This is a genomic window from Mesorhizobium sp. M0910, assembly GCF_040319465.1.
Classification (GTDB): Bacteria; Pseudomonadota; Alphaproteobacteria; order Rhizobiales; family Rhizobiaceae; genus Mesorhizobium.
Window position 1 is genome coordinate 39907 of sequence record NZ_JAMYNZ010000015.1, and the last position, 12003, is coordinate 51909.

Here is a 12003-nt window from a genome sequence, read left to right on the forward strand (position 1 = left end):
GCGGAGCGGAAGGTGAATGAGTCAACGGTTCGCGTGACCGTCCTTATTGTCACTTACAATCACGCACGCTACGTGGCGGCTGCGATCGACAGCGCTCTCATGCAAGAGGCCGATTTCGGTGTCGAGATATTGATCAGTGAAGACTTTTCGACCGACGGAACCCGGAAGATTGTCGAGCGATATGTTTCCAACCATCCTGAAAGGCTGTCGGCGATCTATTCCGGCAGTAATGTGAGATCGAACGAAGTCGTCACGAGAGGACTCCGGATGGCGCGTGGGCGGTACGTCTCGATCCTCAATGGCGACGACCTGTGGACATCCACGACCAAGCTCAAAGATCAGGCGGCCCATCTCAACGCGCACCCGGAACTCTCCGCAATATTCCACAATGCAGTCGTGGCGGATGGCGATGAGTTCACATCGACGCGGTGGACGCGGGCGGACCAGAAACCCATCGTGACGCAAAGGGATATCTGGGAAGGCAATCCTTTCGCAACTTGCGCCGGCATGATGCGAACCGCGTGCGTTCGAAATGTGCCGTGGTGGTATGCTGATTTCTTTCCGATAACTGACTGGCCGCTGTATGTGCTTTGCGCAAGGACAGCAGATCTCGCTTTTGTCGACGAGGTAGCAGGTGTCTACCGTCTGTATCCGGGCGGACTCATATCGGCACTGCCAAACCGACCCAAGCTGGATGCAATAGAAGGATTCTACCGGCGCATGGCGCAGGTCATGGACACGCAGGTGGCAAATTCTGCCCGCGGCGGCTGCTCCCGCTACTTTTATGAATGGTCAATGCGGTATCTGGTAGAAGGCGATTTGCCATCGGCCAGATCGTGCTTCCTGCGGAGCCTTCGCAGCGGTGGCATCGGACGTGACGTGGACAAACGCGACATTGTCAGGTTGGGGCTGCACCTGCTGAAGTCCTCGGTGCTCCAGCGATGACGGCGGTCCGTGACTTCGAGTATCGCGATCCGATCTCGCCGTTGCCACGGGAGGCTGCACGCCCGAAATGGTCAGTGATGATCCCCGCCTGTAATTGCGCCTGCTTTCTTGCCGCAACGCTGGAAAGTGTGCTGGCGCAGGACCCCGGCCCGGCTCAAATGCAAATCGAGGTGGTTGACGACTGTTCTTCCGATGATCCGCAAAGAGTCTTGAATGAAATCGGTGGGAACCGCGTTGGCTTTTTCCACCAGCCGCAAAATCTAGGGCATATCGGCAACTTCCATACCTGCCTGGATCGTGCCCAGGGCGAACTCGTACATCTCCTGCACGGCGACGACGCCGTCCGCCCCGGCTTCTACGAATTGCTCGGACGAGGCTTCGATGCGGACCCGAGTACAGGCGCGGCATTCTGCCGGGCGATCTTCATGGATGCCCACGGACAGGAGCTGTCGATCCCGCCTGTAATGCAGTCAAGCCCCGGACGGCTCGAGAATGCGGCGGCTCGACTGGCGTTGGAACAGCACGTCATGACGCCATCAATCGTGGTGCGCCGCGCGGTCTACGAAGAACTCGGCGCCTTCGACCGGCGGCTCAAATGCAGTGAAGACTGGGAGATGTGGGTCCGCATCGCTTCTCAATTTCCTGTCTGGTACGAACCGCAGGCCCTTGCACTTTATCGGATGCACCCCCAATCGAACACAGGGCGCCATATCCGAAGTGCCGAGGACATGGCCTACACGCGAATGGCGATCGATATTTTCAAGAGCTATCTTCCAACCGAGCTTGCGGACGATGTCGCCGCGTCGGCCCGGCGGACCTATGCGCTAAGCGCTCTCGAGACTGCGCGGCGACTGTTCGGCGCCGGCGATTGGGCTGGATGCTTGGCGCAGATGAGCGAAGCGTTCCGCTTCGATCCCTCACTCAAGACAATTGGTCGTATGCTGCGGCTCGTTGCAAGACAGGGAGGCAGGATTGTCCATCCTAGTTGAAACCGCGCAGCGGCCTGCAGGACTCCGGGAAGATGAACCGGTCCGGCTCGTTTTGGCCGGATGTGGAGCTGTCACAAGGCTCTACTATGCGGAAGCGCTTTCACGCCTTCAAAGCAGAGGCCAAGTTGCAGTCGCGGGGATATTCGATCCAGATGCGAAGCAGGCCGCACTCGTTCAGGCGCGACTGCCCTCAGCCAAGGTTGCGGCCAGTTTCGACGGCCTTTTGGCTATGGACGCCGATATTGCGATCATTGCTTCGCCACCTGGATATCACGCTGATCAGTCGACACAAGCGTTGGAAGCCGGGATGCATGTTCTGTGCGAAAAGCCGATGGCCACGAGCAGCTCCGAGGCGGCTCGTATCCTTGCGGCAGCGGCAGCCAACAATCTTCATGTGGCAACAGGGCTCGTCAGAAGGCAGTTCCCTGCGACGCGGTCGATAAAGGCCATGCTGGAGGGCGGAATGATCGGACGGTTACGAAGCGTCAGTTGTTTTGAGGGCGGCTCCTTCCAGTGGCCGGTGGCTTCGATGAGCTATTTCAGCTTCGCGGAGTCCGGTGGTGGTGTGCTTCAGGATATCGGCACGCATTGCCTTGACCTCCTGACCTGGTGGTTTGGAGAGCCCGACGAAATCCACTACGCCGATGACGCAATGGGCGGCGTCGAGGCGAACTGCCTTGTCCGGCTGCGTTTTGGCGGCTTCGACGCGACGGTCAGGTTGAGCCGGGATTGGGCTCGCCCGAATCTGTACCGCCTTGAGGGCGAACGTGGCTCGATTTCCTGGACGGTCAATGAGACCGAGACTGTGGAGGTCGCCTTGAATGGAAGTCGCACGACAGGCTGCGTTTCCTTCACCAATGCCGACGGCCGGTCGCGCGATTTTGTCGATGCATTTTGCGATCAGGTTTCGGGCTTGGTGGATGCGGTCCGAAATGGGGCCCCCCTTTCCGTGCCGGCCAGTGTTGGGCGCAATGTGGTCGATCTGATCGAAGGATGCTATGCTAGACGGAAACTGATGGACATGCCGTGGCTCGGTCCGGAAGAATTGCTCCATGTCGCTGCTTCCGCCGGGACCAGACAATGACCGGCACTGTTGCAGTGCTTGGCGCCAACGGTTTCATAGGTTGCCGCACCGTGGAGTTGCTGCAACTTTCCGGCTGGGCGAATGTGAGGCCGATCGTTCGCAGGCCGGATGCTTTCGCCAGTCTGTCTCGCTTTGCGATTGACGCAATGGTGGCGGATGCGCGTGATATTCAGGCTCTTACCGCTGCCTTTACGGGCTGTCAGTACGTCGTACATGCAGTTGCCGGTGACGCCCGCACCATCGTCGATGCTATCGAGCCAGTCTATCATGCAGCCACCGCTGCCGGCGTGCTTCGTCTGATCTATCTCAGCAGCGCTTCCGTTCATGGCCAATCGCCCCCGCCCGGGACGGACGAAACGAGCGCGTTGCATGACGATCAGACGATCGAGTACAACAATACGAAGATTCATGCCGAACGCCGTCTCGGGCAACTGTCACGCGACGGCGCGGTGCAGGTAGTGGTGCTGCGGCCCGGAATTGTCTTTGGCCCACGCTCCAGTTGGACCGGTGGTTTTGCCGACGAGCTCATTGACGGTTCGGCCTACCTGGTGGATGGCGGTCGTGGTATCTGCAACAGCGCCTATGTCGACAATGTCATTCACGCGATCAAGCTCGCCATCGAAGTGCCCGAGGCCTCTGGGCGAACCTATCTGATCGGAGACCGGGAAGAGATCAGTTGGGCAGATCTTTGCCGACCGATCGCCGAGGCACTGGGGTTCGACCTGGCCGCGATTTCGGCTTCAGCGCCATTGTCATTTGCTCCGAGATGGAAACAAGGACTGAAGGAAAGCCAAGGATATCGGCGGCTTGTCCGAAGCCTGCCAAGGCCTGTTCGCAGCGGACTGAAGGCAGGCTATGCCGAGTGGCGGAAGGCAGGACGCAATGCGACCGGTGCGACTACGGCCCCAACGGTCATGGTATCGGAGGAGCGTGCACTTTTGCACCAGTGCCAGACGAAACTTCCATGGCGCAAGGCCGAGCGTGAGCTCGGATACCAGCCTGCCGTCAGCTTCGAGGAAGCATGTCGGCGATCTGTCGGCTGGTTGACCTTTGCCGGCTACCCGACCTGCCGAAACGGAGCGGGTGAGAGATGACCACCCGCCCCGCTGCATCCAGCGTTTCAGTTGTCATCACGACCTACAATCATGCGCGGTTCCTTGCCGAAGCGATCGACAGCGTCCGCAATCAGACCGTGAAGCCGGATGAGATCATCATTGTGGACGATGGGTCGTCGGACAATCCCGAAAGTGTTGTTCGTCGATATGACGACGTCCACTACATCCGCCAAAAAAACCAGGGTTTGGCCGCTGCCCGTAACACCGGGATGACGGCAGCGCGCGGCGAATTCATTGCCTTCCTGGATGCCGACGACAGGCTGCGCCCGGTAGCGCTGGCCACCAATCTTGCCTTGTTTCACGACAATCCCGATTGCGCGTTGGTCTACGGCGCTTTCCGCTACATCGACGAGGCCGGTGCAGTCAGGAATACTGTACCACTGAGGTCGGTGGGCGAGGACCCGTATGCATGCTTCCTGACCGACAACCTGATTGGAATGCATGCGACGGTGCTCTATCGCCGCAGGACATTGGAAGCCGCCGGCGGATTTGACCGGTCACTGCGGGCTTGCGAGGACTACGACGTCTACCTTCGCCTATCTCGGGCGAACAAGGTGGCCTGCATTCCGGAATACCTCGCAGATTACCGTCGGCACGCAACGAATATGTCGAACAGCAATCCGATGATGTTGCGCGCGGCGCTGAAGGTCCTTCGCCGGCAGCGGGACGTCGCGCAGACCAATCCGGATTGGGCGGCCGCCTACCGTCAGGGTGTCGAAAAATGGAAGTGCTATTATACGGACAAGCAACTGGGACAGCTTGGTACAGCGCTTCGGTTCCGCTCTTCACTCGCCGGTCAACTCAGCAGCACTATCGCCGTTTCGCTTGCAGCGCCGTTACAGACCGCTGTGATGCTCCGGCATCGTCTCAGGCGCCGGTCAAGTCGGCACCGCTCGAGCGCCCGGTTCGGTGACCTCGAGCGTACCGTACCCTTCAGCACGGAGTTCGGTTTTGATCGCGGCAAGCCATTGGACCGCCGCTATGTCGAGACTTTCCTCGCGTCCTGTTCGTTGAACATATCCGGAAGGGTCCTGGAGATCGGTGACAACGCCTATACGATGCGTTTCGGAGGCAGTCGGGTTACCGCAAGCGATGTTCTGAACCGTTATAACGGCCACCCGTTGACAACCTTCGTGGGTGATCTGGCGAATAACGACGATCTGCCGTCCGAGACCTTCGATTGTATCGTACTCACCCAGACCCTGCACCTTCTTTTCGATCTACCTGCTGCAGTCGCAACCCTGTGGCGGATCCTGAAGCCGGGAGGCGTTCTCCTGATTACAGTGCCTTGGGTCAGCCCGATTGACAGGAGAGAATGGGGCGAGAGCTGGTTCTGGTCGATAACTCCGGCTGCCCTAAGGCGACTTCTGTCGGACAGGTTCGGGGCGAAGAACGTCGAAGTCAGTCACTATGGAAACGCGTATTCTGCTACGGCCTTCCTCTACGGCCTGGCGGAACATGAGCTGAATTCGGCATTACTTGATGTGCACGACCCCTATTGTCCGGTAATAGTCGCGGCGCGGGCTTTCAGGCGATGAGCGGCGCCGTGACAGCGCGTCAAACTGTCAGCAAATTCCTGCGACGGGGGCGCCTGCTTGCCGGTTTCGGCCGACCTATCGTGCTGATGTATCACCGCATCGCAGAACCGCTCGTCGATCCTTGGGAACTCGCGGTTTCGCCGCAAAATTTCGCACGCCAGATCGAACTTCTTACGAAAGCGCGGGACATTGTTCCCCTGCAATGGCTGGCGCAACGGCTTGGGGAGAGACGGTCACCGAGAAATGCGGTGGCAATCACCTTTGACGACGGCTACGCGGATGTCCTCCAAAACGCCGTGCCGATCATGCGGCGTATGAACTGTCCTGCGACTGTCTTCGTCACCACCCATGCGATCACCGATCCCTCAGTGTTCTGGTGGGACATTCTATCCCGCATCATTTTGGAGATGCCTGCTCTCCCGAACACTCTGGAGATCGAGATCGCTGGCCGAAACTATGACTGGCGCGTTTGGGAGGACGCAATGCCGGCGGACTCCAATAACGCGATCAACCGCACGACGCTCCATTTCAACTTGCACGCACTGCTGAAGCCGTTGAGTCCACACGAACGCGAGAAGGCCCTTGAGCGGCTGGCAAGATGGGCAGGAACCGACGCCAGTCCCCGAGGGCGCGATCGCGCCATGACGCATTCGGAGCTGCGGCAGCTCGCCGACACCGATGGCGTTTCGATCGGCGCCCACACCTGTACGCACCCATCCTTGCCGCTACTGAAACGGGACGAGCTTGAACGCGAGATTTCAGGCAGCCGCCAACAATGCGAGGAGATTACAGGACGGCGGGTGGTGGGATTCGCATACCCGTTTGGAGATTTCGATGGCAGCACCGCCAACGCCGTAAGGTCTGCCGGCATAGACTATGCAGTAACTACCCTGCCGCGTGAAGCTGGGCCTCGCGTCGACCCTTACCGATTGCCGCGCGTTACGGTCGCCGATTGGGGTGAAGCTGACTTTCGGCGCATGGTGCTGTGCCATGGCTGACAATTCAGGCGGACAGCCGCGTGTCACGGCAATTATAGTCGTGTTCAATGGTGAGAGTTATCTCCGGGAAGCTGTTGACAGCATTGTAGGTCAAAGCTTCACCGACTGGGAACTCCTCGTTGTCGACGATGGCTCGACTGACCAGTCGCCCGCCATCATACGCGGTTATGAGCAGCGGCTGCCGGGCAAGGTGCGACTATTGTCTCACCATGACAATGGCAATCACGGTATCAGCGCCTCGCGCAACCGTGGACTGACGGAAGCGCGCGGCGCCTACGTCGCATTTCTCGACGCAGACGATGCATGGCTGCCCGAAAAGCTTTCCGAACAGGTCTCTATTATGGAAAGCGATCCGGCGCTCGGCATGATCTATGGCCGGACTCTGATCTGGCATAGCTGGCAAGAGGCTGCTGACCGCGCGGACTTCTACTACCCGCTCGGCGTCGAACCAGACACCCGATACGAGCCTCCCGTGCTGTTTGAGCTGCTACTTCAGAACGAGGTCCAGACGCCGACAACATGCAATGCCCTGATGGGTTCAAGCTTATTCGCAACGCTTGGGGGGTTCGAGAACAGCTTTCGCCTGATGTTCGAGGACCAGACGTTCTTTGCCAAGGCGCTCGCATTCGCGCCCGCCTACGTGTCCGGCCGGACCTGGGCAAAATACCGCCAGCATTCTGAAAGTTGCTCTGTTGCCTGCTCTGAGGCAGGCACTGACGAGGCCGCGCGTATCACGTTTCTCACATGGCTAAATCGCACAATGGCGGATAAGGGCGCCTCTTTCCGCATTCGTTCAGCAATCTGGAAAGCGCTTGCGCGCGAGCGCCGCAAGGTGATCAAGCGAAGTATCAAAGGATGGCTTCGGCGATGACTTCCCTGCCGCGAGTGACGATCATAACCCCCTTCCTCAATGCGGAGGCAACTCTGGGCGAAGCGATCGCCAGCGTCCAAGCCCAGACAGTTGCGGACTGGGAGCTTTTGCTGGTCGACGATGGCTCGACGGATGACAGTGTCAGGATCGCCAATGATGTTGCAGCAACCGATCCTCGGATCGAGGTGCTGAACAGGCCTCCCGGATCCAAGCGTGGCGCGGCGGCAGCGAGAAACGCCGGAATAGAGGCCGGCAGCGGCGATTTGCTTGCCTTCCTGGATGCAGACGATCTGTACGAACCGCATATGCTCCGGACGGTTCTGGCGGCAGCCGATGCCAACCCGGAAGCCGCAATGATCTTCGGGCCGACGAGATGGTGGTATCCAGACGGTGAGCGCCCCGACTGGATCGAGCCGACGGACGGGCTTGCTGGCCGTTTGCATCAGCCCCCGCGGCTTCTAAGGCGACTTCTGCTGATCCAGAACGGTCACGTTCCGTGTACCTGTTCGGTGCTCTTGCGAAGGAGCGCGATCAGCACGGTCGGCGGCTTTGAGGAGCGCTTCGATCTCTATGAAGACCAAGCTCTGTGGGCGAAGCTATTCCTGCGTCTTCCCGTCTTTGTCACGCCTGTAACTCTGGCACGCTACCGGCAGTATTCCGGTTCGACGTCGGCGGCGGCGGCTGAGCGAGGGGTCTACGACGGCATGGGGAAACACCCTGCCCGCGCTGCATTCCTCGACTGGGTCGCGCAACATTTGCAGGAGAGTGGACTGCGAGGCTTCCACGTCCGATGGACGCTGCGGCTGGCGCGTGCGCCCTACGTCGTGCCGCCGACGATTGGAAGCAGGGCCGACCGGCTTATCCTGAAGATCATGATGTGGACAGCAAAGCAACGGCGCCGGATTCGGCGTAAACTCGTGCGTGCTTCAGTTTGAAAGCAAGCGTCAACGCCTAGTCACCCATCGGTGCGGAAAGCTGACACTGCCGAAGCCGGGTTGGGCGGTAACCGGTCGGTTGTCGAGCAAGCCGGGCATGACATCGAACACGGCGGCGGTCTCGACCTGGTCTTCGACCACTCTGTCGTCCGCCACTAGCGCCACATCAATCCTGTAGCGCCCTGGTCTCAGCATAAGGCTCTCTACATGCACCGTGTAGACTTCGCCCTGACGATCATGCTCGGAGTGCTCCATCGTGTCGAATGACGTCACAGGATCGCCGAGGTCGTCAATAATGGTAATAAGGCATTGTGCAAGTTCGCGCGGCCCATCGACCTGAAGCCGAAAAACCGCCGGCTGCCCCGACGCGACGGGACCCGTTTTGTTGAAAACCTCGATGCCGACGACACGCAGGCGGCCTCGCCCGGTGCGCGTCGTTCGTGTACTCAGATCGGTGCTCGCTCGCGCTTCCAGTGTCTGCAGATAATTCCGGACCAGGTCGCCCGTCGGGCCGTCGGCCAGGATCGTCCCGCCGTCGATAAAAATTGCGCGGTTGCAAAGCCGCTGCAGAACCGACATCTGGTGGCTAGCGATCAGCACTGTGCGGCCCGTTTCGGCGACGCTTTCGGCCTTGGCAATGCATTTCTTCTGGAATGCGGCATCGCCGACGGCCAATATCTCATCGATCACCAGAATATCGGGATCGACATGCGCGGCAACCGCGAAGGCCAAGCGTAAGTACATGCCGCTTGAGTAACGCTTAACAGGCGTGTCGAGAAACGGCTCGATGCCGGAGAAATCGACGATTTCATCGAGCTTGGATCTGATCTCGGCGCGGCGCATGCCGAGTATCGCTCCGTTGAGATAGATGTTCTCGCGGCCGGTCAGCTCCGCGTGGAACCCCGTGCCGACCTCCAGCAAAGCTCCCAGCCGTCCGCGTATCGTCGCGCGACCGGAAGTCGGCTCCACAATCTGCGCCAATATCTTGAGAATGGTGCTCTTTCCCGCGCCGTTGGGTCCGATCACGGCAAGGACTTCGCCCGCGCGCACCTGGAAGGAGACGTTCCTCAGGGCCCAGAATTGATCGTCTCCACCGTTGCGTCGACCCAAAGCGGACTTCCTGTGAAGGATTCGCCTTGCGCCGCTGGCCAGCGCGTCCCGCAAGGTAGGGAAGCTATTGTTCGCCACCCCCAGTCTGTAGGCCTTGGAGAGATTGGTGGCTTCAATCACTGTGTCGGTCATTGCTCAGATCAGGTCCGGAAACGCGCGTTCGGACTTTGAGAAAATAGCCAGTCCGGCAACGAGAAGGGCCAGCGAGGAGAGAGTCGATATCGAGATCATGACCCAATCGGCGGGCGTGCCCAGTACGCTCCAGCGCATGGCTTCGACTATCCCCACCATAGGGTTCAGGCTGTAGAGCGGCCGCCAAAAGTGCGGCACGAGATTGCCCGGATAGACAACCGGAGTCATGAACAGAACTATCTGAAGGCTGAACGGCACGAGATATCCCACATCGCGAAAGCGGACATTGATCGCAGATAGTGCCACTCCCAGCCCCGTCGCAGACGCAGCCATGACGAGCACGAACAGTGGCAGGAAGATCACCTGCGGTGCCGGCCAGATTCCGAATGCCAGCAGCGCCGCGAACAAAAGAGTGAGGCCGACGATCATATCGGTCAGGCACGTGGCCATAGCGGATATGGGAATGATCAGACGCGGAAAATAGACGCGCTTCACAAGTTCCTGGTTGCCGACAAGGCTGCCCGTCATGCTGCCAACCGCTCGCGAAAAAAAATTCCACGGCACGAGCCCACACAGGACAAACAGCGGGTATGGCGCTCCGTTTGATGAGATGCCCACGAGTCGGCCAAACAAGACGCTGAAGACCGACATGGCAACGAGCGGCTGCAGCATTGCCCAGAGCACACCCAGATAAGTCTGGCGGTATTTGACCTTGAAGTCGCGCCAGGCCAGGAAGAACACAACTTCCCGATATCGCCAAAGTTCGGAAAGGTCGATCAGCCGCCGCTTGCGGGACGGATCGATCACTGTCTCAACAGCTAAAGGTTGCGGGTCTGTCCGTACCGACACTATGATGGCGTCCGCCCTCCCTTGACGGCCCCATTGAGGCCTACATTTCCGCGCAGTGCAATCAGGACTTTCTCCGAAGTCTATTCTCGGGGAACGCTCGAATGCCTGGACTATTTTTTCAGCCTCCGCCAGCCGGCTCTGCGAGAATAGCCACCGCGGTGATTCCGGATCAGAAACAGGAGCCCTAAGACCCCTGCGCCGAAACTGCCGAGGCAAAACGCCCAGCGCCACGCGTCGAGCCCAAATGGCTGGAGCGGCGCAAGCCAGCGGGCGATGAAGATGTAGCAGTGGGGGCCAAGGGCGGCGGTGGTGCTGACGAGAAGGATCAGCATGCCACGGCGTCTGGGCGGCAGGATTTCCGTCAGGTAGGAAATGACCAGAGGTGGAAGGCCCCAAGAGCGATGCCCGAATGCCACGCAGCACTGTAAAGGATTGGATGTCTCGGCTAAACGCGGCAAGGAGCGAGACCACAGTGAGGAACAGCAACACGCCAGAGAGCACCAACTTTCGCCCGTAACGATCGGCGACCCATCCCGTGGGGCCCCAATGAACATCGAGGACAGTAGCCAGGAGAGTTGCGCCGGATCAACCGGATTGGGTGGCTCGGAGAATACTGCGGAAGGGGCGCTGTCGATGCGATTTCCGCGACATCGAAGCAGAAGGCGTCGGCACAAACGATAAGCACCAGGAGGTGTAATCTCGTCAAGTCAGGCCGAGGTTTGGTGCAGCCCGCCATGGTCGAACGCACACAAGATCGCTTTGTCATCTCACAACCGGCGCTGTGCCGCCGCCACCTCATAGCTCGTCTCGCCCGCTTCAAGGCGTGCCATCGCCCGCTGCCGCAGATCTACCGAATAGGCTTCGCCATCAGTCACGACCTCCACGGCCGGGACATCGAATTTGATTTGCTCAATCTTGGGAATCTGGATTCAGCCAAAACGCGAACCGCTCTAGCCTAGGAGTCTAGGCTACGTGCGCCTCCGATAGCAGATGGCCTCTTCGATAGTGGGTCTCGCGATGTAGCGCTCTCCGCTAGCACCTAATCAATCAAGATCAAGCAGTTGCGTGAGCAACCGCTACCACCAGCCACACTCTGGGTAGACGTCGACGCGCGTCGGAGAGTTTTCGTTAGTCGGCGGTGGCACGCGCCGGCGGGATTGTCTTGATGCGACGCGGGATCTATTTCGCGAGCCAGCCACCGTCAAAGCGTCAAACGGCAGGATCGCTCCATCACGTACGACGCTGCGCCCGCGCCCAGGTAGGACAAAGTCTATATATTTTAGTTACCGAGCAATCTTCAGCGCGGCCGATGGATAGCCGGAAAGTATCTGTGCGCGCCAAGCATCTTCTTCATTCGGAGCTGCTGTCAGCCTCTTATGAGTGACTCGACGAAACCGGCCAGCACAATCAGGACAAGACCTCCCAGCAGCCCTGCTA

General features: G+C 59.4%; 12 protein-coding genes. 9 read left to right on the forward strand and 3 right to left on the reverse strand.

From position 1 onward, the window contains the following. The first annotated feature begins 12 nt into the window (after positions 1–12). Genes NKH78_RS28010 through NKH78_RS28045 form a run of 8 tightly spaced genes read left to right on the forward strand, consistent with a single transcriptional unit; the run spans position 13 to position 8475 of the window. The gene (locus tag NKH78_RS28010; protein ID WP_352706283.1) at positions 13–945 is read left to right on the forward strand and encodes a glycosyltransferase family 2 protein; all 933 of its coding nucleotides are present in this window, start codon (positions 13–15) and stop codon (positions 943–945) included. Continuing rightward, positions 942–1934, forward strand: a complete 993-nt coding sequence (locus NKH78_RS28015) for a glycosyltransferase family 2 protein (protein WP_352706284.1) — start codon at positions 942–944, stop codon at positions 1932–1934. Before NKH78_RS28010 ends, NKH78_RS28015 begins: the two co-directional genes overlap by 4 nt. Beyond that, a complete protein-coding gene (locus tag NKH78_RS28020) occupies positions 1918–3018 on the forward strand; it encodes a Gfo/Idh/MocA family protein (protein ID WP_352739468.1) in 1101 nt (366 codons plus the stop codon). Before NKH78_RS28015 ends, NKH78_RS28020 begins: the two co-directional genes overlap by 17 nt. Further along, on the forward strand, positions 3015–4112 hold the full coding sequence (locus NKH78_RS28025) for an NAD-dependent epimerase/dehydratase family protein (protein WP_352739467.1): 1098 nt from the start codon (positions 3015–3017) through the stop codon (positions 4110–4112). Before NKH78_RS28020 ends, NKH78_RS28025 begins: the two co-directional genes overlap by 4 nt. Further along, positions 4109–5671 carry a glycosyltransferase gene (locus tag NKH78_RS28030; protein ID WP_352739465.1) on the forward strand — a complete coding sequence of 521 codons (1563 nt, stop codon included), beginning with the start codon at positions 4109–4111 and terminating at the stop codon, positions 5669–5671. The genes NKH78_RS28025 and NKH78_RS28030 overlap by 4 nt, the downstream gene beginning before the upstream one ends. Beyond that, positions 5668–6669, forward strand: coding sequence for a polysaccharide deacetylase family protein (locus tag NKH78_RS28035; RefSeq protein ID WP_352739463.1), 1002 nt, complete (start codon positions 5668–5670; stop codon positions 6667–6669). Before NKH78_RS28030 ends, NKH78_RS28035 begins: the two co-directional genes overlap by 4 nt. Further along, entirely contained in the window at positions 6662–7540 is an 879-nt protein-coding gene (locus NKH78_RS28040; protein WP_352706295.1) for a glycosyltransferase family 2 protein, read from the forward strand. The genes NKH78_RS28035 and NKH78_RS28040 overlap by 8 nt, the downstream gene beginning before the upstream one ends. Next, positions 7537–8475, forward strand: a complete 939-nt coding sequence (locus NKH78_RS28045) for a glycosyltransferase (RefSeq protein ID WP_352739461.1) — start codon at positions 7537–7539, stop codon at positions 8473–8475. The genes NKH78_RS28040 and NKH78_RS28045 overlap by 4 nt, the downstream gene beginning before the upstream one ends. A 9-nt stretch (positions 8476–8484) precedes the next feature. Here NKH78_RS28045 and NKH78_RS28050 read toward each other — a convergent pair whose 3' ends face one another. From NKH78_RS28050 to NKH78_RS28060, 3 genes are all read right to left on the reverse strand, one after another. Beyond that, the gene (locus NKH78_RS28050; protein WP_352706298.1) at positions 8485–9585 is read right to left on the reverse strand and encodes an ABC transporter ATP-binding protein; all 1101 of its coding nucleotides are present in this window, start codon (positions 9583–9585) and stop codon (positions 8485–8487) included. A gap of 135 nt (positions 9586–9720) precedes the next feature. Then, positions 9721–10524: an ABC transporter permease gene (locus tag NKH78_RS28055; RefSeq protein ID WP_352706301.1), complete on the reverse strand. Its 804-nt coding sequence runs from the start codon at positions 10522–10524 to the stop codon at positions 9721–9723. Between the two features lie 152 nt (positions 10525–10676). Beyond that, positions 10677–10898, reverse strand: a complete 222-nt coding sequence (locus tag NKH78_RS28060) for a hypothetical protein (protein WP_352706303.1) — start codon at positions 10896–10898, stop codon at positions 10677–10679. A 402-nt stretch (positions 10899–11300) separates the two neighbouring features. On the opposite strand from NKH78_RS28060, the gene NKH78_RS28065 reads away from it, so the two are divergent. Beyond that, positions 11301–11525 carry a hypothetical protein gene (locus NKH78_RS28065; RefSeq protein WP_352706304.1) on the forward strand — a complete coding sequence of 75 codons (225 nt, stop codon included), beginning with the start codon at positions 11301–11303 and terminating at the stop codon, positions 11523–11525. The last annotated feature ends 478 nt before the right edge of the window (positions 11526–12003 follow it).